We start from the raw sequence: 25,147 nt of genomic DNA on the forward strand, positions 1-25,147 counted from the left end.
CGCGAGGCAAGGCCTCAAGCATCCTCTTCGACGAACACTTCCTCGCGCTTCTTGCGCACGGATGGCAGCAGGACGACCACCAGGACCAGGGCGGCCGCCAGCAGCAGGATGGCGCTGATTGGCCTGGTCACGAAGATCGATGGATCGCCCCTGGACAGGATCATCGCGCGGCGCAGGTTTTCCTCGAACAGCGGGCCGAGCACGAAGCCGAGCAGCAACGGAGCAGGCTCGCACCGCAGCTTGGCCAGCAGGTAGCCAAGGAAGCCGAAGAAGGCGACCGAGTAGAGATCCCAGGCGCTCGACTTCACCGAATAGACGCCGATCGCCGAGAACGCCATGATCGCTGGGAACAGCACCTGGTAAGGCACGGTCAGCAGTCTCACCCACAGCCCGATCAGTGGCAGGTTGAGCACGATCAGCATCAGATTGCCGATCCACATCGATGCGATCAGCCCCCAGAACAGTGCCGGTCGTTCGGCGGCGACGTCGGGTCCCGGCACGATGCCCTGGATGATCATGGCGCCGATCATCAGTGCCATCACCGGATTGGCCGGAATGCCCAGCGTCAGCATCGGGATGAATGAGGTCTGCGCCGCGGCATTGTTGGCCGATTCCGGCCCGGCCACGCCTTCGATCGCGCCCTTGCCGAATTCCTCCGGGTTCTTGGCGACCCGCTTTTCCATTGTGTAGGAGGCGAAGGAAGCGAGAATGGCGCCGCCGCCGGGCAGGATGCCCAGCACCGAACCGAGCCCTGTGCCGCGCAGAATAGGGGCCGCCATACGCCGGAAATCCTCGCGCGTCGGCATCAGTCCGGTCACCTTGCGGATCATCACCGAGCGGTCGTGTTCGTTTTCCAGATTGCGCAGGATTTCTGCGACGCCGAACACACCGACCGCCACCGCGACAAAGTTCAGGCCATCGGCGAATTCACGGATGCCGAGGGTGAATCGGGGCGTGCCCTCGAAAATGTCGGAACCGACCAGGCCGAGCAGCAGGCCGAGCACCACCATGGCCAGCGCCTTGACTATCGAACCATGGGCAAGTGCGATCGACGAGACCAATCCGACGACCATCAGCGAGAAGTATTCGGCCGCACCGAACTGCAGCGCGATCTTGGTCAGCGGTGGCGCAAACAGCGCGACCAGGAAGGTCGCCACCGTGCCGGCGAAGAAGGAACCGAGCGCGGCAGTGGCAAGTGCTGCTCCCGCACGACCGTTGCGCGCCATCTGGTAACCGTCGATGGCGGTCACCGCAGAGGAAGACTCGCCCGGCATGTTGATCAGGATGGCCGTGGTGGAGCCGCCATATTGTGCGCCGTAATAGATGCCGGCCAGCATGATCAGCGACGAAACCGGGTCGCCGATCTGGAAGGTCACCGGCAGCAGCATGGCGATGGTCGCCGTTGCGCCGATGCCGGGCAGCACGCCGATCAATGTGCCGAGGAGCACACCGACCAGGCAGAAAATCAGGTTCCACATGGTGGAAGCGGTGACGAAACCGAGCGCGAGATTGTCGAAAAGATCCATGGCTCAGACTCCCGCCCAGGAAAGCCAGGGACCGAACCGCTGGAACGGCAGGCCGAGCGCATAGCTGAACACGATCGTAGAGAAGATGGTGAGTGCCAGCGCCACGATGATCGCAGTGCCCGGCCGCATCCGCTGCGAGGCAAAGGCTGCGATCAGTGCGGTTATGAACAGCGACGGTACGAAACCCAGGCCGCGTACGGTGAGCCCGAAGAAGATCGGCGCGGGCAGGATGAAGAACATGCCACGCCAGGCGATTGCACCGATAGGCTCGCCCGCGACCCGGGTGGCCTGGATGGCGATGATGGCACCGAGCACGATCAGGATGCCCGACAGCACGAGCGGGAAATAGCCCGGTCCCATGCGAAAGGCGGTGCCGATCTCCTGGCCGAGTGACTGGTAGCCGAAGAACAGGCCGGCGGCGACGAAAATCGCCCCGCACGCGCCGTTCGTCGGATCGATGGAAAGCTTGTTCACGGTTCCCTCCAGAGGCCTGACGCGAGACGTCGCTTCACGCGGCCGCCCCGCATGCTCAACCCGAGCGCGGCAGCCTGCAACGTGAAAGGCCGGACGAGGCGTGCTCGTCCGGCCTTGTGAAGTGTCAATCGGCGTATTGACCGGCAGCTTCGATCACCGGCTTCCAGCGGGCGACTTCGCTCTCCAGCTTGGCCTTGAGCGCTGCCGGCGTGGCATCGGCCTCGGGCGACGGCTTGGTGCCGAGTTCTGCGAAGCGGGCGATGACGTTCTCATCCTTCAGCGCCTTCTGCAGCGACTTGCTGAGCTTGTCGAGCACTTCCGGAGGCGTGCCTTTCGGCGCATAGAGCCCATGCCAGATGCCGACCTGGAAACCCGGCAGTCCAGCTTCCTCCGTGGTCGGGATGTTGGGCAGCACGTCGAGACGGGCAGGCGAGGTGACGGCATAGGCCTTGATGGTACCGCCCTGGATCTGCTTGGTGGTGTTGGTGGTCTGGTCACACATGATATCGACCTGGCTGCCGAGCAGATCGGTCATCGCCGGGCCGGTGCCTTTGTAGGGCACGGTCACGAACTGGGTCTGGATGGCGTTCATGAACATCATGCCGCACAGATGCGAGGCGGCGCCGATGCCGGCATTGGCGAGTGTCACCTTGTCCTTGTTGGCCTTGACGTAGTCGATCAGGCCTTTCAGGTCGGCGGGTTCGAAATCCTTGCGCGTGACGATCGTCATCGGCACTTCGGTGACGAGGCCGACATAGTCGAAAGCATTCAACGTGTCGTAGGCGAGCTTGCGGTAGAGCGTGGCGCTGGTGGCCATGCCGATATGATGCAGGAGCAGCGTGTAGCCATCGGGATCGGCTTCGGCGACGCGGGCCGCGCCCAACGTTCCGCCGGCACCGCCGACATTTTCCACGATGAGCTGCTGGCCGAGGTCCTTGGACATCGACTCAGCGACCAGGCGGGTGACTGTGTCGGTCGGTCCGCCGGCGGCGAACGGTACGATCACGGTGATCGTCTTGTCGGGATAGGTCTGTGCCCCGGCAGAGCTCGCCAGAACGGCAAAGGTCGCGGCCGTCGCCAGCGAGGCGATAAGCTTCTTCATGAAATCCTCCCAGATGCTCGTTTAGAGCGTTTCCGTTTTCGACGGAAACGCTCCGTTCCCTTGTTTCACGCTATTCCGGACGGAAAACCGCTACGCACTTTTCCTGGAATTGCTCTGGCGCAGGTCTCCTCCGGCGCCGTGAACGGATGACTAATAGGAGAAGTCTTTGCTTCGTTCGGCAATATCAGAATGTGCGAAAACGATGGCACCCTTCGTCCAATGCCGGTGCAATGGGTGGAAATCGTAACATTGTGCTCTGGGCGTGGGTGGTTTCCCACACATTCGGGCTCAGTCCGCGGCCTCCGGCATACCGAGCTGCTTCTTGTCGAGTCCATAGCGCTGCATCTTTTCGTAGAGCGTCTTGCGCGAGATTCCGAGCTGTTCGTAAACCGGCTTGAGGCTGCCGCCATGCGCGACAAGGGCCGCCGAGATGATGTCCTTTTCGAACTCCGCGACGCGATCCGCCAGGCGCAGGTCACCATTGGTCGGTTCGGTCGTCTGCGCTCCGCCATCCGGGCTCAATCCCAGCACGAACCGGTCCGCGGCATTCCTGAGTTCGCGCACATTGCCAGGCCAGTCCCGCCCGGCGATGTCGGCGATGACATGCGGCGGCACATCGGCGTCGTCGCGGCGATAGCGTCCGGCCGCCTCGCGCACCAATTGCAGGAAGAGCAAAGGAACGTCTTCGCGCCGGGCGACGAGCGCCGGCATTCTCAGCGTCACCACATTGAGGTGGTAGAGCAGATCGGCACGGAAGCGTCCTGCCGTGACTTCCTCATCGAGATCGACCTTGCTTGTGGCGATGAAGCGCACGTCCAACGGGATCGCTTCATTGGAGCCCAGCCGGTAGATGACACGGTCCTGTATGACGCGCAGCAGCTTGGCCTGCAGATCGATGGGCATCGAACCGATTTCGTCGAGAAGGACGGTGCCGCCCCTGGCATGCTCGAACTTGCCGAAGCGCGGCCGCAGGGCGCCAGGGAAGGCGCCGGCCTCATGGCCGAACAGTTCGCTTTCGATAAGGGTGGCGGGAAGCGCAGCACAGTTGATGGCGATAAAGGGTTTGGTCGCGCGGCCGCTGATGTCGTGCAACGCGCGCGCAGCCACCTCCTTGCCGGTTCCGGTATCGCCGATCACCAGAATGTCGGCATCGGTGGCCGCGATCGCCCGCAATTTGTAGCGCAGCTCGACCATCACCTGGGTCCGGCCGGGCAGGCGGGCCTCGAGATCGTCATTCTTGCCGGCCGCGGCGCGCAACTGCCGATTTTCCAGCACGAGCTGGCGCCGGTCGATGGCGCGCCCGGCCATTTCGATCAGGTGCTGCACGACATAAGGTTTTTCCAGGAAGTCGTAAGCGCCCTCGCGCATGGCGCGCACAGCAAGCTGCACGTCACCGTGGCCCGTCACGAGGATGACGGGGATATCCGCGTCGATCTCGCGAATGCGCGCAAGCAAAGTCATTCCATCCATGCCGGGCATACGGATGTCGGAGACGACGACGCCGTTGAAACCCTGGGTGATGAAGTCGAGCGCGCGCTCCGCCGAGGCGCATTCCTGCAGCGCAAGCCCGGCAAGGTCGAGCGATTGGGCCGCTGCCCGGCGCGGTTCCTCTTCGTCGTCGACCAGCAGCACGATCGGCGGCTTCATTCGGCTGCCTCCCGCAAGGTGTTGCGCATCGCTTCGAGTTCTATCGTGAACAGGGCGCCACCTTCTGGATGATTCAGGACGGCAAGGCTTCCGCCGAAGTCCTTGATGATGTTGTAGGAAATAGAGAGGCCAAGACCGAGCCCCTTGCCGACGCCCTTCGTTGAGAAGAACGGATCGAATATGCGTTCCGCGATGGCGTCGGCGACACCCGGGCCACGGTCGCGAACGGTGACCAGCACTTTGCCTGCCTTGCGGCGCGCCTGCAGTTCAATCCGCCTGTCGGGAAGTCCTTCGATGGCGTCGGCAGCGTTGGTGATGATGTTCACCAGCACCTGCTGCAGCCGGACCGAACCGGCCTTGACCGTCAGCGGCGTACGGCCGAGGTCGACAAGCAGCGTCGCATCGGCCGCCTTGAGGCGCCAGGCCACGATTTCTTGTGTATCGCGCACCACATCCGCCAGATCGACCGCGCCGAGTTTTTCGTTCGGCTTGCGCGCGAAGTTGCGGAGGTGGCGGCTGATCGAGGCCATGCGGTCGGCGAGGCCCGAAATGCGCGCAACGTTGTCGCGCGCCTCGGCGACACGGTTGCGCTCGATGAGAATGGCGGCGTTGTCGGCATAGGTCTTCACCGCCGCCAGCGGTTGATTGAATTCATGCGACAGCGCCGCCGACATCTGCCCAAGCGCTGCCAGCTTGCCGGCCTGGATCAGGTCGGCCTGTGTCTGCCGCAGTTGCTGCTCCGTGGTGCGTCGTTCGGCAACTTCGGTCTCCAGGCGCGTGTTGACGAGGGCTAGATCATGTGTGCGCTCTTCGACACGATGCTCCAACTCTTCGCGCGCAAAACGCTGCATTTCCATGCGTTCGGCAAGCCGGGCCCGGCGCTGCAGCAGGACAAAGCCGGCCAGGGCGGCAAGGCCCAAAGTCAGCAGAACCGCGGCCACCGTGGTCAAGGCCTGAGTGCGTGCCGAGCGTGTGTCCAGCAGCACGTTGATCGTCCAGCCGGCATCCGGCATGGCCTCGGACAGCACCAGATATTCGTTCTGCTGCCTGTCGAAATCGACCGTCATCAGCGAAAGCCGGTTTTCGAAATTTCCGCGCGTCACCGGAAGTTCGCGAAGGCTGGCGTTGGCGTAGCGCCGCGAGGCGGCTGTGCGGGCGAGGCGCTCCGGGGTCAAGGGCAGCAGGCTGGTGTAGAGCCACTCAGGCCGCTCCGCCATGAAGATGATGCCTTCGGGATCGGTGACGATGATCTCGTCGTCGCCGCCGAGCCATGACGCCTCGATGGCGTCGACCTCGACCTTGAACACCACGACACCGCGGATGACATCGCCGACCTGGACGGGAGCCGAAAAATAGTAGCCGCGCTTCAGCGAGGTGGTGCCGAGTGCGAAAAAGCGGCCGCGCTTGCCTTGGATCGCCTCCTGGAAATAGGGGCGATAGGAGAAATTCTCGCCGACGAAGCTGATCGGCCGGTCGAAATTGCTGGCCACGATCGTCACGCCATCCGGGCCGATGACGTAGATGTCCGAGGACTGCAGCAAGGCATTGATCTGTTTGAGATAAAGGTCGCCCCGCGCGCGAAGCTCCGGGTTGCCGGGATCTGCCAGCAGTTCTTTGATGTCGTCATTGTCGGCGATCAGGGATGGCAGTGGCTCGAAGCGATTGAGCTGCCCCTGCAGAGCGGCTACCGCCAGCCTTAGCGTGGTCTTGCCGCGCGACGCCGCCTGATCGAGATAGGCGCGTGTGGCAAAATTGCTGCCGTAGAAGCCAAGCGCCACGGTGAGCGCTGCCAGAAGCGCGATCCAGAACCAGCGTCTATCGGAAAGTGACTTGAGCATCAGCGTCGCCGGTTGATCCGCATGCAGTATAGCCGGCGTGCCATCCTGCACAACGGATCCCGGAGGTCGCGAGGGTTCGGCCGGTCGCGGGCGCATTTCGGCACATCCGCTGTTCCCGTATCGGCATTGGAGGATCGATCGGAGATTCCGATATTCGTTGTCCTGTGGATACCAGGACAATGGAGCGCGCCATGACGAACCGACCTGACCAATTGTCTGCAAACATCACCGCAACGTTGATCGGCGGTCCAACCGCCCTGATCAATATCGGCGGCCTCAATCTTCTCACCGATCCGGCATTCGATACGCCGCAGGCCTATGACGGCGGGGTACGCCTGGTGAAGCTGACCGGTCCGGCGCTCGGACCGGATGAGCTGCCGCCCATCGATGCCGTCCTTCTCAGCCACGACCAGCATTTCGACAATCTCGATCATGCCGGGCGCGCCTTCCTGCCGAAAGCCGGCCGGGTGCTCACCACGAAGGTGGGGGCCGAGCGCCTGGGAGGTCTCGCCGAGGGTCTCGAGCCCTGGCAGAGCGTCGACATCCAGACCCCGCAGGGGCAGCGGCTGGTGATAACGGCGGCTCCCGCCCGTCACGGTCCGCACGGCTTCGAGCCGATCAGTGGCGATGTCATCGGCTTCATCATCTCGCTCGGCGATGAGAAAGGGCCGAGCATCTATGTTTCCGGCGACACCGTCTGGTTCGACGGCGTTGCGGAAGTTGCCCGGCGTTTCGACGTGCGCCTGGCCGTGCTGTTCACCGGTTCCGCCAAGCCACGCGGAGCCTTCCACGTCACCATGGATGCCAATGACGCGATCGAGGCAGCCGCGGCCTTCAAGAAGGCGATCATCGTCGCCATCCACAATGAAGGCTGGGAGCACTTCACCGAAACGCAGGAGCAGCTCGCGCACGCCTTCAAGGCTCTGGGCATCGCCGACCGACTGAAGGTGTTGGAGAAAGGCAAGCCGACCGAATTTGCAGTTTAGCTTCAGTCTGTTGGCATGATTTCCTGACTCTCCGTCTCACACGACCTTCCGACAGGATGTCGTGTGAGACGGAGACGCGCACTCAAATCAGCCGTTAGCTTGTCATCATCGAACTGGTTTCCCGCCGGCAGTTTTGCCAGAGTGGGAAATTCAGTGCGATCGACGGAAGCGAAACGTGATTCCAGCAACATTTTCCCGACCCAAACCCTGGACCGAGATGGCGACGCAGCTTGTCGATGTCGCCACCGGGCGCAAGCCGGCCGATCTGGTCGTACGCAATGGTCGCTGGGTCAATGTCCACTCCGGCGAGATCATCGCCGGCACCGACATTGCTGTTGTCGGCGGCCGTTTTGCCTATTGCGGCCCTGATGCGTCTCACGCCATAGGACCGGATACCGTGGTGGTCGACGCCGGCGGGCGCTATATGGTGCCTGGCCTGTGCGACGCGCACATGCATGTCGAAAGCGGCATGGTCACCGTCACCGAGTTCAGCCGTGCCGTCATTCCGCATGGCACCACCTCGATGTTCATCGACCCGCACGAGATCGCCAATGTGCTTGGCCTGCCCGGTGTGCGGCTGATGCATGACGAGGCGCTGGCCATGCCGATCAACGTGCATGTGCAGATGCCATCCTGCGTGCCTTCCGCGCCGGGGCTGGAAAACGCCGGCGCGGTGCTCACTGTCGAGGACGTTGCCGAGGCGATGACCTGGGAAAACATCATCGGGCTTGGCGAAGTCATGAACTTCCCCGGTGTCGCTGCCAACAACCCGGTCATGTCCGGCGAGATCGCCGCGACTGTGAAGGCGGGCAAGACGGTCGGCGGTCACTATGCTTCGCCTGATCTCGGCCTGCCTTTCCACGGCTATGTCGCCGGTGGGCCGGAGGACGATCACGAAGGCACGCGTGCCGAGGACGCCATTGCGCGTGTGCGGCAAGGCATGAAGGCGATGCTCAGGCTCGGTTCCGCCTGGTATGATGTGGCCGAACAGATCAAGGCCGTGACGGAGCAGGGCATTGATCCGCGCAATTTCATCCTGTGCACCGACGACAGCCACTCCGGCACGCTGGTGAATGAGGGGCACATGGATCGCGTCGTCCGGCACGCCATCCAGCAGGGCCTGAAGCCGGTGACGGCGATCCAGATGGTGACGATCAACACCGCCCAGCATTTCCGCCTGGAGCGCGAGATCGGCTCGATCGCACCGGGACGGCTGGCCGATTTCCTGATCGTGTCCAATCTCGCCGAGATGACCATCGACGAGGTCTATGGCCGCGGCGCGCGGCTGGCGGCGAACGGCAGGCTCGAGGCCGATATTCCGGCCTATGACTATCCCGCCAGCGCCAAGAACACGGTGAAGCTCGGCAAGCGGCTTGCCGCAGCCGATTTCGACATCAAGGCGCCGGAAGGCGCCAACAAGGTGCGCGCGCGGGTCATCGGCGTCATCGAGAACCAGGCGCCGACGCGCGCGCTGGAGGCGGACCTGGCGGTCGAGGATGGTCTCGTTGCCATCGACCGGGCAGGTGACGTCTGCCAGATCGCACTGGTCGAGCGCCATCGCGGCACCGGCGGCGTCACCAACGCCTTCGTGTCCGGCTTCGGCTACACCGAGGATTGTGCGATGGCGTCATCGGTGGCGCATGACAGCCATCACATCATCGTCGTCGGTACCAACAAGCAGGACATGGCGCTCGCCGCCAACCGGCTCGCCGAGGTCGGAGGCGGCGTGGTGCTCTACTCGAAGGGCAAGGAACTGGCGCTGGTCGAAATGCCGATCGCCGGCCTGATGTCGGACGAGCGCGCCGAGATCGTCGCTGCCAAGGCCGAGAAGCTGACCGAGGCGATGCGCAAGGTAGGCTGTTCGCTGAACAACGCCTACATGCAGCACTCGCTTCTGGCGCTGGTGGTGATCCCGGAACTGCGCATCTCGGATGTCGGCCTGGTCGACGTCAGGACCTTCGAGAAGGTCGACCTGTTCGTCTGAACACAATCGACCTGTTCGTCTGGGCGCAACGGATTTCGAGACAGCGAATGTATATTGGCCGTTCCTACAGATTGCTGGATTTCGCGCTCTGGTCACGGCGCAGCGTCATCTACATGATCGTGGTGAGCGCACTGGCTGTCGCGCTGTACCGCACGGTCGGGTTCTCGGTGCCCTGGTCGGTCGTGCTTGTGCTCGGCACCACCGTGTCGCTGGTCGCCGGGTTCAAGAATTCGCAGGTGTTCACCCGCAGCAACGAAGCCTTGCAGGCGTTTTCCCAGATCACCGCAAGCAGCCGATTGTGGTCCAGTTTCTGCCGGGACTTCACCGACGCGACAACTGCCAGGCAGCTCATCTACCGGCACCTTGCCTGGTTGACGGCGCTGCGGTTCTCGTTGCGGCGGCCGATGCCATGGGAGGCGCTGGCGCGTGCCGCCAACATCGAGTTTCGGCACCGGCGCTATCGCATCCAGGAGGACAAAAGTTCCATCGCTGAAGAGTTGCGCGCGCTGTTGGCCGAAGACGCCGTACACGTCCTGAAGACGCCGCAACCGGCGATAACCCTGCTTGAGATGCAATCCGCCCAGATCAACGTCTTGCTCAAGAACGCCGCTGTTCCGACACAGGTGTATTCCGAACTGACAAAGCTGATACGCGACTTCCACGATCAGCAGGCGCGCTGCGATCGCATCAAGAACAATCCGTACCCGCGGCAGTATGCGATCATCAGTTCGATGTTCATGGTCATCTTCTGCACCTTGCTGCCGTTCGGTACTGTTCCTGTGTTTGCCGAGATGGGAAAGCTGGGCGGCATCCTCGGACCTGTCGCGATCTGGTTGACGATCCCGTTCAGTGCGCTTCTGGGCTGGGTCTACATGTCGCTGGACCTTGTCGGCGAGAGCAGCGCCAACCCGTTCGAGGGCGGCGCCAACGACGTCCCCATTTCCCAGATCTGCCGGGACATCGAGATCGAGCTACGCCGCTCGCTTGGGGAGACCAGCCTGCCGGCTCCCGTGCCGGCGATCAATGATATCGCGACCTGAACGGTCGAACGGGATTTTCCGGTAGCTCGCAGCATCACCATGACGATTCCCGTTGTGTGCGTTTCTGCATATCGGGTGCACAGCATGTGCTGAAAACCACCCAAAAACGGCTCCAAATAACCGCTTCTGTGTCTGTTGCGTGCTCTGGGAATTTTCAGGGTCTCTTGGCAGCATAGTCGAAATCGAATTGACCCACTTTGGGGCTCAAAAGAGCGGGTACTTCGGTGCTGGTAATTTTCCTGGCCATCTTTGCTCTTTTGGCTTTTGTGGCAGTGGGTTTCGTCGCGATCGCGCTGCGTTTTTTCTTTTGGCTTTGGCAGCAGACCCGATCTGGTCAAAACCTGGCGCGAGGAATGATCGTCGCGATGGCGATGGCTTTTGTTGTCTCGCCTTATGTCGCGTACAAAATTCGCGAACGGGCGGCGGTGCTCGCTCGCGTTCCCGAGCCTCTCAAAGTGGCGGCAATAGAATATCGATTGGAGGCGTCCTGGGGGATGGGTGGGCCGGGCGATGACGAAACAGGTTTCGTTGTTTATCGTCTCACCGCGTCCAGTACGGAATGGGCGCTTAGCCGAGGAGCCAATCTCGGCAGCATGCTGGCGGCCGAAGCAGAAGAAAGATGGCGACCGACACCGGTCGGCGAAGATGGTGATCGCGATACTTGGCACCCCAACGACAAATCCGACATGGGGTCGTTCCGACCTGAGCCGCACCCTCCGACCATTGAGGAATTCCTGGAGAGGTACGGCTTTACGATACCGGTCGAGAAGGGATTGCTGGCCGAGGTTGACCGAGTGATCCAGGCCAAGGGTTCTTTCTACTACGATGATGGTGGGGGGAGCATTACGATCGTCGATCCGCAAAATGGAAAAGTCTATTTTGCATATGCAGGGTAGTATCCAACCTGGAGAACCTGTCTGTCTCACAGCTGCCATGGCGGCTGTTTCCAGGCTGCCGCTGCCGCATCGACAAATAGGCGTACCTTGGGCGACAGATAGCGGCGGCTGGGATAGACCGCGCGAATTGGCGACCCTTCAGCCACGAAATCGTTGAGCACGGCGATCAATCGGCCTGATTTCAACGCCTCGCCTGCCACGAACTGGTCAAGCTGCGCCAGGCCTGCGCCATCGAGCGCAGCTTCGAGGATGGTTTCGGTGCTGTTCAGCCGAAGCCTGCCATTGACCGGCCTTGTCCAGGATTGACCGTGTGCCTGGAAACGCCATTCAAGCGGTCTCCAGCCACTGGTGAAGCCGATGCACTGGTGGGCCTGAAGATCGTCCGGTGTGGCTGGGGCTCCATGCGTGGCGACATAGTTCGGGCTGGCGCAGATGATCATGCGGTTGCGCGCCAGCGTTCTGCCGACAAGCCGGTTGTCGCCTTCGTCGCCGATCCGGATGGCAAGATCGATGCCTTCGCCGACCAGATCGGTGAAATGGTCGGTGAAGCTTGCCTGGACCGAGACTTCCGGCCAGCGCCGCAGGAAGCTGGTTATCAGCGGCATGACATGCAGGCGGCCGAAGCTGACCGGGAGATCGAGGCGCAACGTGCCGAACGGCTCGTCGCCATGGCTGGTCGCTGCAAGCTCTGCCTCTTCCAGATCCTGTAGGATCCTCGAGCAGCGTTCGAAGAAGAGCGCTCCTTCCTCGCTGAGGCTCAGGCTGCGGGTCGTGCGGTGGAGCAGGCGTGTGCCGAGATGTCGTTCGAGGCGTGCGATGCTTTTGCCGACGGCGGAACGAGAGACACCGAGCCGTTCTCCGGCGCGCGTGAAACTCCTGGCCTCGACGGCGCGCACGAAAGCGACAATTTCGGTGATCCGATCCTGCATCGCATTGGGTCCTCATATTCCCCATTGATGGGAATATCGAGCTTCTTATAGCAAATAGGATCCCGAATATATTGGAGGCATGGGTGAGCTGCATCGAGCTTGCCGCAACTGTGGAGGCTGTCATGCCTATCGCAATCTTTGCTCTCGCGATTTCGGCTTTCGGGATTGGGACGTCGGAGTTCGTCATCAATGGGCTCCTACCGGAGATTGCCCGCGATTTTCAGATTTCCATTTCCGTTGCCGGCCTTCTGGTGAGCGGTTTTGCCGCCGGCATCATCGTCGGTGCGCCATCGCTGTCCATCCTGACCCAGCGTTTGCCACGGAAAGCGGTTTTGCAGGCGTCGTTGGCGCTTTTCATCGTCGGCAGTGGCGTCAGCGCGGCAGCGAGCGACTATTGGCTGCTGATGACCGGTCGTGTGGTGTCTGCCATGGCGGTGGGCGCATTTTATGGTGTCGGTTCGATCGTGGCCGCATCACTGGTCGGATCGGACAGGCAGGCATCCGCAATCGCGCTGATGTTTGCCGGCGCTACCGCCGCCACGGTTTTCGGCGTGCCGCTGGGAACCCTGGTTGGGCAGCAACTGGGTTGGCGTATCACCTATTGGATTGTGACGCTGATCGGTGTCGTCGGTCTGCTTGGTGTAACGGCGTTCGTGCCGCGGATTCCTCAAGGCCCGGGATCGAACATCTTCGGCGAACTGGCGACGTTCAAAAGACCGCAGGTCTGGCTGGCGCTTGCCATGACGGCAGCCTCATTCGGTGCGATCGCTACGACCTTCACCTACATCGCGCCACTGCTGACCCATGTGACCGGCTTTGCCGAGAGCGACATGACCCTGCTGCTGTTTGTCGGCGGTCTCGGCCTGTTCGCCGGGAACTATGCCGGCGGAAAACTCGCCGACCGCAGTCTCATGGGCACGATGAGCGGCTTCTTCGCCATGTTGGTTTTAATCCTGCTCACATTCTATCTTGCCGCGCACGACAGGGCGTCAGTCGTCGTCCTCACCTTTCTGTTCGGCTTTGCCGGTTACGGGCTGGTGCCCGGCGCGCAGATCCGTGTCGTCGGCAAGGCCGGGGGAGCACCGACGCTCGCTTCGGCGATGAACATTGCCGCATTCAACGTCGGCGTGACCATCGGCGCTGCGTTGGGTGGCGTCGCTATCGATTTCGGCTTTGGATTTGCCTCGGTGACCTTGGTTGGAGCGGCGATTGCGCTGGTGGGGCTGTCTCTCGCGATATGGTCATGGCGACTGGATGTCGCCACGCGGCAGCACGCGACCGAAGCGCCTTGCATCGTTTAGGGCATCGGCAGGGTGGTCCAGCCATTTGGCGACAAATCGCATTCGAAGCTTATTGCAACTTCACGAACCGCTAAAGAAGATCTTCGCGAGCGCGATGCCAGTTTTCTGAAGGCCGTGGAAGAGACCAAACGCACAAAAGCATATGATCAACATCAGGCCCAATTTCTGTTTCCATAAGTTCCACGTTCCGAGCTGAGACGGCTGCGCCAACTGGGACCTTTTTGCGATGAGTTCAGCTGCCAAAGCAGGGTTTCGTGGAAGGTCTTCGTATTCCCGACGCAAGCTGGTGATCCTGAGCCCCACTAGAAAAACCACGAGCGCGATCCAGCTGATGCCGAAAAGCCATATGCTCATGACATAAAGTTGCGGATAAAACACATGATCGCTGCTTAAGCAGGCCTGTGAGAGCGATATGCCTCGTCTAATGCTGCTCCGCGAAAGCCCGCCTATCCACCAGCCTTTCTCGCTTGTTGCTGGGCCAATCAAAAAGCCTGCAAAAAGTACAGCGCCGGAAGCAAGGCAGAGCGATGGTTTGCAGTCCTTCCTTTGTCGAAGGGCGTAGACGGCAAAGCTCACCGCAATTGCGAGTAATAGAAAACAGAAAAGTACAGAGTACGTTGTCTGCGCCATAATGATGGCAGAGAACAATTGAGAGCATTTTCTCAGGTCGACTTCGAGGTCGAAAGCCTCAGAGAACATAGTTCCGAACGTTCGGCCTGATCCGTAGAAAAAACTATATACGAATGTGGTCAAGCAGAGGACGATGGTCGAGGCTGCGAAAAATGCCCAGCGCGTGTCGTCGAATTTGGTCTCCCAACGAACTTTCATATCCGACGCCCAGGTGAGACTTCAGTCTAGCGCTCCAAGCTTAATAAGTTTCCAGCTGTATCCGTCGCGTTCGATGAATCTGGATCCATTTGTCGCTATTGCGAATTAACTCAACACCGCACGATTTCCGCTCTCCGCTGCTGCTTCGATCGCAGCGATGATGCGGTGAACCGCGACAGCGTCGTCGAAACTTGGAGCGGTGCGTGTGCCATTGCGCAGGTCGTCCGCCATCCTGGCGTAGACCCGGGCGACGTTGCCTGGCTCTACCGCCGTCGGCCAGCCGGTGCGATAGGAGGCCGGGACCTCCAACGGTCGGAACGCCGTGTCGCCGCCGCGCGCACCTTTGAGCGAAAGCTGAACCATCTGCGTGTGACCGGAAGCGCCGATGATGCGGATGTCGCCCTCGGTGCCGTGGATTTCCCAGAACAGCCCATCGCCATCCCGAGCCGGACCGCCGCGATAGTGGATGGAGATCGGAGCACCGCTGGCCAGGATGCCGCTGACCAGGATCTGGTCTGGGGCCGATACCGGCAGCCACTCCTGTGTGTCGACTGCAAGCGCCATGGGTCGCCGCGTCGCCAGCACGGCGGAGACTTCCGCGATCTCACCGAGCACATCGCGCAATGCTGCCAGCGTATGCCCCACGGGGATCGTCAGCGCGGTGGCGCCGTTGGCGTGGTCGAGCAGATAGCTGTAGGTTCTCTTTTCGGAAATAGAGCCGGAGCCGAGCGAGGCTCCGGCATAAGCGACCAGGGTGGTGGACAGAACTTCGCCAACATAGCCCTCGGCGATCAGCTGCCGTACATAGGTGATTTCCGGGGCAAGCCGCGCTTGGGTTCCGACCACTCCTACTATTCCCCTTTCACGGGCGAGTTCCGCCATTGCTTCTGCTTCGGCCAAACCGTTGCCGAGCGGCCACTCACAGTAGACATGTTTGCCGGTGGCGATCGCCGCTTTCACGATCTCGAAATGCGGCGGCACCTTCACCGTGACGGTGACGATATCGATGTCCGGTGCGGTAACGAGGTCGGCTACACTGGCGAACGCCTTCGACGACAATCCCATCTCGGTCACCGCCGACTCCGCGCTGGCGAGACTGGAATTGGCGATGCCGGCGATTTCGAACCTGTCGGGCAGCGCCCGGAGTGCAGGTATATGGGCTCTGGCAGCCCAGCTCCTTCCCGGTTGCAGGCCAACGATACCCACCCTGAGACGGTGTCCGGTCATGCTGTGATCCTCGCGGGAGATTTGCTTCGATGGCGAAGAAATACATTGGTGCGTTCTCTGCGAAAATTCGGCATATGTGCGAGTGGTCCTGGAGATTTTGCACAGATGATCGATTGGGAAGATGTCCGCCATTTCCTGGCTGTTGCGCAGGTCGGCACGCTATCGGGCGCCGCCCGCTGCCTGAGGGTTGATCACGCCACGGTCAGCCGACGGCTTGCATCACTGGAAGCCGCGCTCGACGTGCGACTTGTCGATCGGCTGCCGCGCTCCTCCCGTCTCACCACGCTGGGCAGGCAGGTGTTTGAACAAGCAATGGAAATGGAGAACGGAGCCAATGGCATAGCCCGGCTGGCCAAAGCCTCTCAGGCTCCGCTTTTCGGACGGATAGCGCTCAGTGCCCCACCTGTTCTCGTCACCCATCTCCTGACGGAGAATCTGGCGCGCTTCAGAGCGGAACATCCCGACATAAGGCTTTCCATGTCGGCGCAACCGCAACGCGTTTCGCTTGCGCGACGCGAGGCCGATGTAGCGGTACGGTTCGTGAAGCCCGAAGAGGCCGGCAGCGTGACGCGAAAGATCGGCACGATGCCCTTCGGCCTTTATGCGCACCGGTCATATGCACATCTCGCCGCGCCGGAGCGTTGGGAGTTCATCGTCTGGGATGAAACCTATGCCCACACGCCGGCGCAATCATGGCTGCTCGGCATTGTCGGCGATCGTCCCGTGATCTGCGAACTGACCCATTCCAGCGAACATCTCGTTGCCGTCAGGGCTGGCCTGGGCATTGCCAGCCTGCCCTGTTTCCTAGGGGAGAGGGACCGCGATCTGGTCAGGGTCGAAAAGGACGCTCCATCCTTTGCGCGCGACATCTGGCTGGCGGTTCACGGCGACCTGCGCAAGATGCCTGCGGTGCGTGCGGTGATGGACTTCGTGACCGCTGTCGTTTCCGAACGGGAACACCTGTCTTTCGCTACAGCAGGGTGAGCTGGGCGCGGAATGCACGCGCCTCCGTATTGACCAGCCTTGATGCCCGGCTACCGGGATGCTCGGACAGGAAACGTTCCACCAGCCGGAACCCCAGCGCATATCCCGACCAGCCAGGCCGGTCGGCGGTGCCGAAGAACCATGCTTCGTGGTTGTAATCCGTCTTGTCCCACTCCTGCACTGCCAGACCAAGGTGGGGCCGGACTTTGCTCATCGGCAGTGACTCCCAGGGCTCAAGCGGCTCCCCATGGAGTTCCTGGGCGAAATGTCCGGCAAGTCCTTCCGAGACGAGCGCTTCCCCGAGAGATGAACCATAGCCTGGCCCGTCCCAGCGGGCCGCGTGATGAAGCTCATGCGCAAACATCCGCTCCAGCGATGCCTCCGCATTGGTCTGCAACGCCGGATTATTCGGATCTACCGTAACGAAGATCACGCCAGGTTTCGGTGCATATCCCATATGCCCTTTCTCGGGAATGACCCAGCTTCCGGTCTGCACGATGACGTCCAGAGGCTGAATAGCCATCAGCGCTGCCGCTTTCGCATGTGTTTCCAGCAAGCTGTTGCGAAGCCAGTCACGATGTTGCGTCAGCGCGCCGCGTGCGTCGAGGAAGTGAAGCTCCATGGACATGGCGACGAAATCCCAATGACATCCATGCGGGAGGGGGTGGCGTGCGGTGCGCGTTGCCTCCAGGCGCTATTCTCCGCCGGTCACCACCGTCAAAACCTTGAATGGCGTGGTGATAACGATCTGCGCCACGGATCCGACGGCCTGGCCAAGGCCGGTACCGAGCTGTTCGATCGGCTGGCTGCCACCCGGCTCAACTGCGGCAAGCGCTGCCGGTGTCCGCAACTGCTTGCCGAGCAACTGCACCAGGAGCGGGTTGTCGGCGAACTTCGCATGATTCAGGCTGTCGCCGCTCTCGGTCTTTGTCAGGTCGACGACGGTAACGCCGTACTGCGCGAGGTCGGAGGCATTGCCATAGTCGCCGACGCGCGGCTTGGCGCCGGAGATGAAGGTCGAAAGCTGCAGTGCGCGGTCATCAGCCGATAACAGCACCGTGAACGGACGGTCCGGCTTGCCGTAGCGGATCATCTGCTTCTTGAAGACGTCGACATCGATATCGGGCGAAGCGAGCACGACATAGCCGAGCTTGCCGGAAAGATCGCGGTCGCCGGTGATGGCCAGTTGCCGCAAAGCCTCCATCGCCACCCAGTTGCCCATCGAATGCGCGATGATGTCGATGCTCTTGGCCTTGGTCTTCGCCAGCAGCCTGAGCGTCGCCTCTAGATCGTCGCGGGCCGCGTTAGCGCTTTCCTTGTCGTAGATGTAGCCGGTGGTCTTGCCGGACGAAGCCCAGGAGAACAGCACCGGAGTTCCAGGATAGTTCGTATCCTGCACGATCTGGGTCAGGCGATAGACACCGTCGTCGAAGCCGTTGTTGTAGCCGTGCACGAAAACAAGGACACGTCCGTCGCTGCGGGCGATGTCGGCGCCGACCGCCTGCTCGAATTCCTTGGCGTTGCCATAGAGCGTGGCGCGGGTGGCGGTGAAGTGCTTGGCGGGGTTGCTGTCAGCACGGCCCTTGGCCCGCTCGATCTGGCCGACCTGGTGGATCTTCGGCACCGACACGTCGATGCGTGCATATTGCGTGCGCAGCGAGCGCTCGCCAGCGAACACCTGGCGCGGCTCGGCCTTCGCCGCTTCGCGTGTCGTGGCGACATAGATGTCGTGGGTGGCGGCGATCGCCGAAGCCGGCGCTTCCACCACGTTCTTGTTGAGCAGATCGTGTGTCTTGGACCCGGCGCAGCCGCTGGCCGAGAGCGCGATGGCGACGACGAACAATGCCTTCCAGCGCATCAAGCCGCTCCCGATGCCTTCGCGCCCGAGCATGGCGCTTTCAATCCCGAATAGAGGCAGAAGCCGCCCCCGTCCAGATTATTTGAGCTGTGACTTACATCATGCCCAGCTGTTTGATGCGGTCGGTGACGGTACGGTCATTGGCATAACCATCGTCTTCGCGCAGCCGCTGGCCAAGCAGTTTGACCATCTCGGGATTGTCGGCGAACTTGTTGTGATTGAACGAATCCGTACCCGACTTGGACGACAGGTCGACGACGGTTACGCCATAGTCCGCGAGCTCAGCGGCATCCTTGTAGTCGCCGAGGCGAGGGCGCGAGCCGGCAAGGATACCGGAGAGGCGCAAAGCGCGATCGTCGTCGGACAACAGCACGATGAATGGCTTGTCGGGCTTGCCGTAGCGGCGCATCTGGCTCTTGAAAACGTCGACGTCGATGTCCGGCGAAGCCAGGATCACGTCGCCCAGCTTGCCGTTCAGATTGCGGTCACCAGTGATGGCAAGCTGGCGCAGGGCTTCCATCGTCACCCAGGTGCCCATGGAGTGCGCCACGATGTCGATGCGGCGGGCGCCTGAACGTGCCAGCGTCCGCAAAGTGCCTTCGAGCTGGTCGCGGGCGACGCTGGCGCTCTCGCGGTCGTAGACGTAACCGGTGGTCGAGGCGCCCGAGGCCCAGGAGAACAGCACCGGCGTGCCGGGATAGCCGGAATCGTTGACGATCTGCGTCAGCCGGTAGACCGCGTTGTCGAACGAGGTGTTGTAGCCGTGCACGAACACCATCGCGCGGCCGCCACGGGCAGCAATATCGGCATTCAGCGCAGCTTCGAACTTCGGCTCGGTGTCGTAGCCGACCATCTGCGAGGCCATGAAGTACTTCGACGGATCATCGGAATTGCCGCGGCTCTTGCGCTCGATCTGCCCGACCTGATGTTCTTTCGGCACGGTGACGTTGACGCGCGCATAGTTGAGCGTGGCCGAACGGTCGCCGTCAAAGCCCTGGTTGGGATCGTCGGAACGTTTGCGGGTCGTGGTGATGAAGATGGCGTGGTTGCCGACGATGTCGGAAACCGCGGCCGTCACCATGGCGCTGCCCAAGACTTCCTGTGGCCCCTGGCTGGCGCAGCCGGCGGCAACAAGCGTCATCGCAACGATCAGGAACCTCTTCAAACGCACGATACGTCCAGCCCTGCTAAGTCCGACTCCAGCCGGTTCTTGTCCTTTGAAAGCAGCCTCACGACAGGTCAAGTGCGGCTAAAGTAAGTCAGCGGCAGCCAAAACCACACTGCGGGGTGTCTGTCGAGAGCTGGGTGTTGCGCCAAAGCCAAAATGGCGTCAGGAACGATTGCTGTAATTTCTACAAGGGCTTGCCTTATGACCAGTTTTGCCGATCGGGTCGCAAACGCAGCCGCGGCGGTGCGGCAGATCTTTCCGGAAACGCCTCTGCAGGAGAATGATTACCTGTCGCGGAGGTACGGTGCGCGTGTGCTTTTGAAGCGCGAGGATCTGACGCCGGTGCGGTCCTACAAGATCCGGGGGGCGTTCAATTTCTTCCGCAAGGCGTTGGCCGAAGGCAACGAGGCCGAATTGTTTGTCTGTGCCTCGGCCGGCAATCATGCCCAGGGTTTTGCGTTCGTCTGCCGGCATTTCGGCCGCAAGGGCGTCGTCTTCATGCCGGTGACGACCCCCCAGCAGAAGATCGACAAGACGCGGCTGTTCGGTGGCGAGTTCGTCGAGATCAGGCTGGTCGGCGACTTTTTCGACGAATGCTACCGCGCCGCCTTCGAATTCACCGAGCAGAGTGGTGCCCAGATGGTGCCGCCATTCGATCACAAGGACATCATCGAGGGGCAGGCGACGGTGGCTTACGAGATCGCCGATCAGATGCCTGGTGCGCGGCTGCCCGACATCATCATGCTGCCGGTTGGCGGCGGCGGACTTTCGGCGGGTGTCTCACACTATTTCACCCAAGGGGGTAAGGCGCCGCGTTTCATCTTCTGCGAGCCGGCAGGCGCGCCGAGCCTCAGGGAAAGTCTTGCCTCCGACAAGCGCGTGAAACTCCCCAGGGTCGATAACTTCGTCGACGGCGCGGCCGTTGCCGAAATCGGCCGCGAGCCGTTCCGTCATCTGAAAGGATACTCCCAGGACGATGTGCGGCTGGTGCCGGAGAACCGGCTCTGCGCCACCATGATCGAGATGCTGAATGTCGAAGGCGTTGTGCTGGAGCCCGCCGGCGCGCTCGCCATCGATGCGCTGAAGGATTTTCCGCGCAAGGGAATTCGAGGCAAGACCATTGTCGCCGTGGTTTCGGGCGGCAATTTCGACTTCGAAAGGCTGCCCGACGTTAAGGAGCGGGCGCTGCGTTTCGAAGGCTTGAAGAAATACTTCATCATCCGGTTCCCGCAGCGCCCGGGGGCGTTGCGCGACTTCCTCGAAATGTTGGGTCCGGACGACGATATCGCCCGCTTCGAATATCTGAAAAAATCCGCGCGTAATTTCGGCTCGGTGCTGATCGGCATCGAAACCAAAGACCGTCGCAACTTCGACCTGCTCACCGCCAACTTCGCCACGCATGGTGTGCAATATCAGGACATCACCGACAACGAGACCCTGGCGGGTTTCATCATATGAACGGGTTCGTGGCGCTTTTTTCCGGCATCAATGTGGGCGGCAATCGCATCGTGAAGATGGCGGAGCTGCGTGCCTTCTTTGAAGAACTCGGCTTTGCCGATGTGGCGAGCTACGTCCAGAGCGGGAATGTGGTGTTCCGCTCGACGCAGACCGACGTCGCAGCACTGACCAAGGCATTGCAGGAGGCGTTCGAGCAGCGTTGGGGTTTTCATTCACGCATCCTGGTGCGTGATGCGGCATGGTTTGCGCGCCTTGTGGCGGACAATCCTTATCCCGAGATCGTGGACGACCCGACGAAGCTGCATGCAATGGCGCTGGAACGCGTGCCGACGCCCGAAGAGACCAGCAGGCTCGCGGAGAAGTGCACCGGACCGGAGCGGTTCGAAATAAAAGGCGATGTCCTCTATCTGCACGCGCCGGATGGCCTGGGCAAATCGAAGTTCGCCGAAATCCTGCCGCGCACGCTCAGGGTGCCCGGCACGATGCGCAATTGGCGCAGTGTGCTTGCGCTGGCGGAGATGATCGGCCAGCGCTGACGCTCAGTGCGATTCCAGGAAAGCGTAAAGAGCTGGAGCGTTTCCCTTGGAGCGCGCGGCGCTTTAGGCGGCCACCCAGTTGAAGACGAGCTCCTCGCGGAAGGCAAAGCGCTTGATGTGGTCTTCCACGACACGCTCAAGCTGTTCCAGCTGGGGGGCGTCACTTGCCGTCAGCCCGATGCGCAGCGCCGTCGCGTCGGCATCCATCACGGTCTTGCCGATGGTCAGCTCGATTTCACCATGGTTGGGGTCGAAGCTGACGGGAAATTTATGTGCCCAATGCTTGCAGAGCTGCTGCAGGTAGCGGCTGGCGTGTTCGGTGCTGACGTCGGCATTGCTGGTCGACATGGAAGTTCTCCGTTCGGCTGTCTGGCTGGCGTCACGCTGGCTGATAGAGCGGGACGGCTACAGGGCCGTTCCGCCGAAAGATGAAAGAGTGGGCTTGTCGCCGCCCTGGTGACTACCAGTTTCCGGTATTGGCCATGGAGGCCCACGGCTCAGCCTTCTCCTTGGCCGCGCCCTTTTGCAGAAGCTCGATCGAAATGCCGTCGGGCGACTTGATGAAGGCCATGTAGCCGTCGCGCGGCGGGCGGTTGATCGTGACGCCCTGATCTTGCAAGCGCTGGCATGTCGCGTAGATGTCGTCGACTTCATAGGCCAGATGGCCGAAATTGCGTCCGCCTTTGTATTCTTCGGGATCCCAGTTGTAGGTCAGCTCGACCAGCGGCGCGCGCGCTTCGACGCCGCTTTTCTCGTCCGCGGAGGCGGCCAGGAAGATCAGCGTGAAGCGACCCTGTTCGTTCTCGATGCGGCGGACTTCCTTGAGGCCGAGCTTGTTGCAGTAGAAATCGAGGGATTCTTCGACATTGGTCACGCGGACCATCGTGTGCAGATAGCGCATATGTGTCTCCAGGCTCGGGATCGCGGGCACCATAGGGGCGCTCGCCGGATGCTGCAACGCCGAAAAGCAACGTAACGGCAGCTAGCAAATAGTCTTTATGAGCTTATTTGACTGTACCCCTGAACGAGCCGGTGAAAAAAGGCACGTCAGGTCTTGCACACCCCGGAAGCCGAAGTGTTAATCTCATGTAAAGAATCAGTAGTTGCAGTTTCGGAGAAAGGGGGCGTTCTGATGGGGGAAAAGGCCTCTCTGACCGGTCGGGATGCGCTTCTTGGCGATACCGCTGGGCGTGACGAGATCGGCGAATCGGCGGATCTGCTGGAGGTCTCCGGCGCGATCAAATGGTTCGACGTTGCCAAGGGATATGGCTTTATTCTTCCCGATGATGGTGTCTCCGGCGATATTCTGCTTCACGTGACCTGCCTGCGCCGTGACGGCTTCCAGACTGCACTCGAGGGCGCCCGCGTGGTTTGCCTTGTGAAGCACGGCGACCGCGGCCTGCAGGCGTTTCGCGTGCTCTCCATGGACACCTCGACCGCTGTCCATCCGGCCGAACAGCAGGAGCAGCGCACGCACGTTACCGTGACGCCCGAAAGCGGGCTGGAGCGGGCGCTCGTCAAATGGTTCAACCGCACCAAGGGTTTTGGTTTCCTGAGCCGCGGCGAGGGCACCGAGGATATCTTCGTGCATATGGAAACGCTGCGCCGTTACGGCGTGACGGAGCTCCGGCCCGGTCAGGTCGTTCTGGTGCGCTACGGCCGTGGTGACAAGGGCTTGATGGCCGCGGAAATCCACCCCGACATGGGAACCTTGCCTGTCGCGCACTGAGCGTCGGGTTTTCCGGAAATAGAGGCCGCGTTTGCGCGGCCTTTTTTGTTACCCGGCATGCGCCGTCTTGCCACCGTCGATCACCAGCGATGCGCCGGTCATGTAAGGGTGGTCATCGGACGCGAGCACCAGTGCGAAGGCTGCGATTTCTTCGGCCGTCGCCATGCGGCCGAGGCCCGGCACATTCGACTTTGCCCATTGTGCCGCCACCACTTTCCATGCGGCATCGGGGATACCTTCCATTCCGGCGGCCCGCCGCACCAGCTCGGTATCGGTGGTGCCGGGAACAAGGGCGTTTATCCGAATGTTGTGCCGCGCGTAGTCGAGTGCGGCTGCCTGCACCAGTCCGACCAGCGCGCGCTTGCTGGCGGTATAGGCGCCGCGCCCGGCATTGGTGGCAATTGCGTTGGATGAGGACGTGACGACGATTGTGCCGCCCCCAGCGGCGATCATGTGCGGCAACTGATATTTCATCGACAGGAAGACGCCGCGCAGGTTTGTGTTCACCACCCGGTCCCATTCATCGATGCTGTATTCGTGCAAGGTCTTCTCGAGCGTGACGCCGGCGTTGTTGAAAGCGACATCCAGCCCGCCATAATGATCGACAGCCCTGTCGACGAAGGTCCGCATGTCGTCTTCCTGCAGCACGTCCGCAGGCACATAGAGCGCATCGCCGCCTGCTGCCTTGATCTCGCTTTCGACCTTGCGGCCAAGCTGTTCGCGCCTGCCGCAGAAGGCAACCTTGCCGCCTTCGCGGGCAAAGGCGACTGCCGCTGCCCGCCCGATGCCGGAGGTTGCGCCGGTGATGATGACGACCTTGCCAGCGAAACGCCGTCCCTCGATGCGGGGCGTCGCCGGAGGGTTGGAAGATTGGCCAAGTGCGACGCCGCCGGTCAGTCCAAGCGCGAGACCTGCGCCCGCGCCAACTGCAGCGGCACTCAGCAGTCCACGACGCGATGGTGTGCGGATGTCTCTGGTCATGGCTTTTCCCCTGTTGCACCTTGGAAGACGGAACTGTGCCGCGTGATCCTATAGACCGCTGCCGGCGGCATATTGCGCAGCGTACGGCCCGCACGTTCCGCCCTCAGGCCGAGCGCAGCCAGAATGGCTGGGGAGATGGGGCAACGCGGCCCATAGGTGAATTGGTAGAAAGCGCCGTCCTGGCGCATCCAGTGGAATGCGCCAGCCAGAATGGCTGTCACCTTGTGGGCCGGCATTGACAGCAGTGGCAAGCCGCTGATCGCCGCGCCGGCGATCGCATGGTCGAAAAGCGGGATCGAGCCGACGACGGCGGCATCGATCTCCAGCACCCTGGCGTCTGGAAAACGTTCCCTCGACAACTTCGCAAAGTCCGCGCCAAGCTCGATCAGCGTCAGATCGCTTTCAACCACGCCGCGCCTCAGCAGCGCGCGGGTGAAGACACCTGTGCCCGGCCCGAATTCCAGCACCGGCCCGGTCGACGCCGAGATCCCGGAAGTTATCAGATCGGCGAGCGCACTGCTCGATGGTGTCACCGAGGCCACGCGCAGTGGCGCTGACATCCATGCCAGGAAGAAGGCCAGTGTATCCGGCGCCATAGCTGAACCTCCAGTTGGCAGGCCGATGCGGCCTGCACACCAAAGGTAAGGCTCTTGCT

The 25,147-nt window shown here is 61.7% G+C and carries 24 protein-coding genes; 9 read left to right on the plus strand and 15 right to left on the minus strand.

What is annotated here, in order from left to right:
- Positions 1-14: 14 nt before the first annotated feature.
- The 5 genes from AC3WTO_RS04985 to AC3WTO_RS05005 form a co-directional block, all read right to left on the minus strand.
- Entirely contained in the window at positions 15-1,526 is a 1,512-nt protein-coding gene (locus tag AC3WTO_RS04985) for a tripartite tricarboxylate transporter permease (protein ID WP_492459570.1), read from the minus strand.
- A 3-nt stretch (positions 1,527-1,529) separates the two neighbouring features.
- Positions 1,530-2,000 carry a tripartite tricarboxylate transporter TctB family protein gene (locus AC3WTO_RS04990; protein WP_326895738.1) on the minus strand — a complete coding sequence of 157 codons (471 nt, stop codon included), beginning with the start codon at positions 1,998-2,000 and terminating at the stop codon, positions 1,530-1,532.
- Between the two features lie 124 nt (positions 2,001-2,124).
- Positions 2,125-3,102, minus strand: coding sequence for a tripartite tricarboxylate transporter substrate-binding protein (locus AC3WTO_RS04995; protein ID WP_492459571.1), 978 nt, complete (start codon positions 3,100-3,102; stop codon positions 2,125-2,127).
- A gap of 288 nt (positions 3,103-3,390) precedes the next feature.
- Entirely contained in the window at positions 3,391-4,749 is a 1,359-nt protein-coding gene (locus AC3WTO_RS05000) for a sigma-54-dependent transcriptional regulator (RefSeq protein ID WP_492459572.1), read from the minus strand.
- Complete coding sequence (locus AC3WTO_RS05005; RefSeq protein ID WP_492459573.1) at positions 4,746-6,587, minus strand: sensor histidine kinase; 1,842 nt, start codon at positions 6,585-6,587, stop codon at positions 4,746-4,748. Before AC3WTO_RS05005 ends, AC3WTO_RS05000 begins: the two co-directional genes overlap by 4 nt.
- Before the next feature lie 191 nt (positions 6,588-6,778).
- Between AC3WTO_RS05005 and AC3WTO_RS05010 the strand changes: the two genes are divergently transcribed.
- The 4 genes from AC3WTO_RS05010 (at position 6,779) to AC3WTO_RS05025 (ending at position 11,493) form a co-directional block, all read left to right on the plus strand.
- Entirely contained in the window at positions 6,779-7,573 is a 795-nt protein-coding gene (locus AC3WTO_RS05010; protein WP_492459574.1) for an MBL fold metallo-hydrolase, read from the plus strand.
- Positions 7,574-7,790: 217 nt separating this feature from the next.
- On the plus strand, positions 7,791-9,557 hold the full coding sequence (ade, locus tag AC3WTO_RS05015; RefSeq protein ID WP_492460038.1) for an adenine deaminase: 1,767 nt from the start codon (positions 7,791-7,793) through the stop codon (positions 9,555-9,557).
- A 47-nt stretch (positions 9,558-9,604) separates the two neighbouring features.
- Positions 9,605-10,597 (plus strand): bestrophin family protein, encoded by a 993-nt coding sequence (locus tag AC3WTO_RS05020; protein WP_492459575.1) that lies wholly within the window; start codon positions 9,605-9,607, stop codon positions 10,595-10,597.
- A gap of 224 nt (positions 10,598-10,821) precedes the next feature.
- Positions 10,822-11,493 (plus strand): hypothetical protein, encoded by a 672-nt coding sequence (locus AC3WTO_RS05025; RefSeq protein WP_492459576.1) that lies wholly within the window; start codon positions 10,822-10,824, stop codon positions 11,491-11,493.
- A gap of 26 nt (positions 11,494-11,519) precedes the next feature.
- Here the strand turns inward: AC3WTO_RS05025 and AC3WTO_RS05030 are convergent, their stop codons facing one another.
- The gene (locus AC3WTO_RS05030) at positions 11,520-12,422 is read right to left on the minus strand and encodes a LysR family transcriptional regulator (protein WP_492459577.1); all 903 of its coding nucleotides are present in this window, start codon (positions 12,420-12,422) and stop codon (positions 11,520-11,522) included.
- 122 nt (positions 12,423-12,544) lie between these two features.
- Between AC3WTO_RS05030 and AC3WTO_RS05035 the strand changes: the two genes are divergently transcribed.
- A complete protein-coding gene (locus tag AC3WTO_RS05035) occupies positions 12,545-13,723 on the plus strand; it encodes an MFS transporter (RefSeq protein ID WP_492459578.1) in 1,179 nt (392 codons plus the stop codon).
- A gap of 60 nt (positions 13,724-13,783) precedes the next feature.
- On the opposite strand, the gene AC3WTO_RS05040 is transcribed toward AC3WTO_RS05035, so the two are convergent.
- On the minus strand, positions 13,784-14,551 hold the full coding sequence (locus AC3WTO_RS05040) for a hypothetical protein (protein WP_492459579.1): 768 nt from the start codon (positions 14,549-14,551) through the stop codon (positions 13,784-13,786).
- A 105-nt stretch (positions 14,552-14,656) separates the two neighbouring features.
- Positions 14,657-15,778, minus strand: a complete 1,122-nt coding sequence (locus tag AC3WTO_RS05045; RefSeq protein ID WP_492459580.1) for a Gfo/Idh/MocA family protein — start codon at positions 15,776-15,778, stop codon at positions 14,657-14,659.
- Positions 15,779-15,883: 105 nt separating this feature from the next.
- Between AC3WTO_RS05045 and AC3WTO_RS05050 the strand changes: the two genes are divergently transcribed.
- Positions 15,884-16,762, plus strand: a complete 879-nt coding sequence (locus tag AC3WTO_RS05050) for a LysR family transcriptional regulator (protein WP_492459581.1) — start codon at positions 15,884-15,886, stop codon at positions 16,760-16,762.
- Here AC3WTO_RS05050 and AC3WTO_RS05055 read toward each other — a convergent pair.
- The 3 genes from AC3WTO_RS05055 to AC3WTO_RS05065 form a co-directional block, all read right to left on the minus strand.
- A complete protein-coding gene (locus AC3WTO_RS05055) occupies positions 16,749-17,390 on the minus strand; it encodes a DUF2268 domain-containing putative Zn-dependent protease (protein WP_492459582.1) in 642 nt (213 codons plus the stop codon). The two genes, AC3WTO_RS05050 and AC3WTO_RS05055, sit on opposite strands and share 14 nt — an antisense overlap.
- 66 nt (positions 17,391-17,456) lie before the next feature.
- Positions 17,457-18,653 carry an alpha/beta hydrolase gene (locus AC3WTO_RS05060; protein ID WP_492459583.1) on the minus strand — a complete coding sequence of 399 codons (1,197 nt, stop codon included), beginning with the start codon at positions 18,651-18,653 and terminating at the stop codon, positions 17,457-17,459.
- Positions 18,654-18,714: 61 nt separating this feature from the next.
- Positions 18,715-19,761, minus strand: a complete 1,047-nt coding sequence (locus AC3WTO_RS05065; RefSeq protein ID WP_492460039.1) for an alpha/beta hydrolase — start codon at positions 19,759-19,761, stop codon at positions 18,715-18,717.
- A 228-nt stretch (positions 19,762-19,989) separates the two neighbouring features.
- Between AC3WTO_RS05065 and ilvA the strand changes: the two genes are divergently transcribed.
- Both ilvA and AC3WTO_RS05075 read left to right on the plus strand, forming a co-directional pair.
- The gene (ilvA, locus tag AC3WTO_RS05070; protein WP_492459584.1) at positions 19,990-21,246 is read left to right on the plus strand and encodes a threonine ammonia-lyase IlvA; all 1,257 of its coding nucleotides are present in this window, start codon (positions 19,990-19,992) and stop codon (positions 21,244-21,246) included.
- On the plus strand, positions 21,243-21,782 hold the full coding sequence (locus tag AC3WTO_RS05075) for a DUF1697 domain-containing protein (protein ID WP_492459585.1): 540 nt from the start codon (positions 21,243-21,245) through the stop codon (positions 21,780-21,782). Before ilvA ends, AC3WTO_RS05075 begins: the two co-directional genes overlap by 4 nt.
- Before the next feature lie 63 nt (positions 21,783-21,845).
- Here AC3WTO_RS05075 and AC3WTO_RS05080 read toward each other — a convergent pair whose 3' ends face one another.
- Positions 21,846-22,130 carry a DUF2218 domain-containing protein gene (locus tag AC3WTO_RS05080; RefSeq protein ID WP_492459586.1) on the minus strand — a complete coding sequence of 95 codons (285 nt, stop codon included), beginning with the start codon at positions 22,128-22,130 and terminating at the stop codon, positions 21,846-21,848.
- Positions 22,131-22,242: 112 nt separating this feature from the next.
- Complete coding sequence (gloA, locus tag AC3WTO_RS05085; RefSeq protein ID WP_492459587.1) at positions 22,243-22,683, minus strand: lactoylglutathione lyase; 441 nt, start codon at positions 22,681-22,683, stop codon at positions 22,243-22,245.
- Positions 22,684-22,914: 231 nt separating this feature from the next.
- Between gloA and AC3WTO_RS05090 the strand changes: the two genes are divergently transcribed.
- On the plus strand, positions 22,915-23,511 hold the full coding sequence (locus AC3WTO_RS05090) for a cold-shock protein (RefSeq protein WP_492460040.1): 597 nt from the start codon (positions 22,915-22,917) through the stop codon (positions 23,509-23,511).
- A 48-nt stretch (positions 23,512-23,559) separates the two neighbouring features.
- Here AC3WTO_RS05090 and AC3WTO_RS05095 read toward each other — a convergent pair whose 3' ends face one another.
- Both AC3WTO_RS05095 and AC3WTO_RS05100 read right to left on the minus strand, forming a co-directional pair.
- Positions 23,560-24,492, minus strand: coding sequence for an SDR family NAD(P)-dependent oxidoreductase (locus AC3WTO_RS05095; protein ID WP_492459588.1), 933 nt, complete (start codon positions 24,490-24,492; stop codon positions 23,560-23,562).
- Complete coding sequence (locus AC3WTO_RS05100) at positions 24,489-25,088, minus strand: class I SAM-dependent methyltransferase (protein ID WP_492459589.1); 600 nt, start codon at positions 25,086-25,088, stop codon at positions 24,489-24,491. Before AC3WTO_RS05100 ends, AC3WTO_RS05095 begins: the two co-directional genes overlap by 4 nt.
- Positions 25,089-25,147: the final 59 nt, after the last annotated feature.

It is taken from the genome of Mesorhizobium sp. EU05-FHT14A09 (assembly GCF_058790995.1).

Bases quoted from the DNA above. Each gene is read 5' to 3' on its own strand.
- AC3WTO_RS05010 (WP_492459574.1), top strand. From the start codon at position 6,779: ATGACGAACCGACCTGACCAATTGTCTGCAAACATCACCGCAACGTTG.
- AC3WTO_RS05065 (WP_492460039.1), bottom strand. From the start codon at position 19,761: ATGACGCTTGTTGCCGCCGGCTGCGCCAGCCAGGGGCCACAGGAAGTC.
- AC3WTO_RS05040 (WP_492459579.1), bottom strand. From the start codon at position 14,551: ATGAAAGTTCGTTGGGAGACCAAATTCGACGACACGCGCTGGGCATTT.
- AC3WTO_RS05035 (WP_492459578.1), top strand. From the start codon at position 12,545: ATGCCTATCGCAATCTTTGCTCTCGCGATTTCGGCTTTCGGGATTGGG.
- AC3WTO_RS05000 (WP_492459572.1), bottom strand. From the start codon at position 4,749: ATGAAGCCGCCGATCGTGCTGCTGGTCGACGACGAAGAGGAACCGCGC.
- AC3WTO_RS05090 (WP_492460040.1), top strand. From the start codon at position 22,915: ATGGGGGAAAAGGCCTCTCTGACCGGTCGGGATGCGCTTCTTGGCGAT.
- AC3WTO_RS05055 (WP_492459582.1), bottom strand. From the start codon at position 17,390: ATGTCCATGGAGCTTCACTTCCTCGACGCACGCGGCGCGCTGACGCAA.
- AC3WTO_RS05060 (WP_492459583.1), bottom strand. From the start codon at position 18,653: ATGCTCGGGCGCGAAGGCATCGGGAGCGGCTTGATGCGCTGGAAGGCA.
- AC3WTO_RS05075 (WP_492459585.1), top strand. From the start codon at position 21,243: ATGAACGGGTTCGTGGCGCTTTTTTCCGGCATCAATGTGGGCGGCAAT.
- AC3WTO_RS05095 (WP_492459588.1), bottom strand. From the start codon at position 24,492: ATGACCAGAGACATCCGCACACCATCGCGTCGTGGACTGCTGAGTGCC.
- AC3WTO_RS05020 (WP_492459575.1), top strand. From the start codon at position 9,605: ATGTATATTGGCCGTTCCTACAGATTGCTGGATTTCGCGCTCTGGTCA.
- AC3WTO_RS05050 (WP_492459581.1), top strand. From the start codon at position 15,884: ATGATCGATTGGGAAGATGTCCGCCATTTCCTGGCTGTTGCGCAGGTC.
- AC3WTO_RS05030 (WP_492459577.1), bottom strand. From the start codon at position 12,422: ATGCAGGATCGGATCACCGAAATTGTCGCTTTCGTGCGCGCCGTCGAG.
- AC3WTO_RS05045 (WP_492459580.1), bottom strand. From the start codon at position 15,778: ATGACCGGACACCGTCTCAGGGTGGGTATCGTTGGCCTGCAACCGGGA.
- AC3WTO_RS04985 (WP_492459570.1), bottom strand. From the start codon at position 1,526: ATGGATCTTTTCGACAATCTCGCGCTCGGTTTCGTCACCGCTTCCACC.
- gloA (WP_492459587.1), bottom strand. From the start codon at position 22,683: ATGCGCTATCTGCACACGATGGTCCGCGTGACCAATGTCGAAGAATCC.
- AC3WTO_RS04995 (WP_492459571.1), bottom strand. From the start codon at position 3,102: ATGAAGAAGCTTATCGCCTCGCTGGCGACGGCCGCGACCTTTGCCGTT.
- ade (WP_492460038.1), top strand. From the start codon at position 7,791: ATGGCGACGCAGCTTGTCGATGTCGCCACCGGGCGCAAGCCGGCCGAT.
- ilvA (WP_492459584.1), top strand. From the start codon at position 19,990: ATGACCAGTTTTGCCGATCGGGTCGCAAACGCAGCCGCGGCGGTGCGG.
- AC3WTO_RS05100 (WP_492459589.1), bottom strand. From the start codon at position 25,088: ATGGCGCCGGATACACTGGCCTTCTTCCTGGCATGGATGTCAGCGCCA.
- AC3WTO_RS05080 (WP_492459586.1), bottom strand. From the start codon at position 22,130: ATGTCGACCAGCAATGCCGACGTCAGCACCGAACACGCCAGCCGCTAC.
- AC3WTO_RS05005 (WP_492459573.1), bottom strand. From the start codon at position 6,587: ATGCTCAAGTCACTTTCCGATAGACGCTGGTTCTGGATCGCGCTTCTG.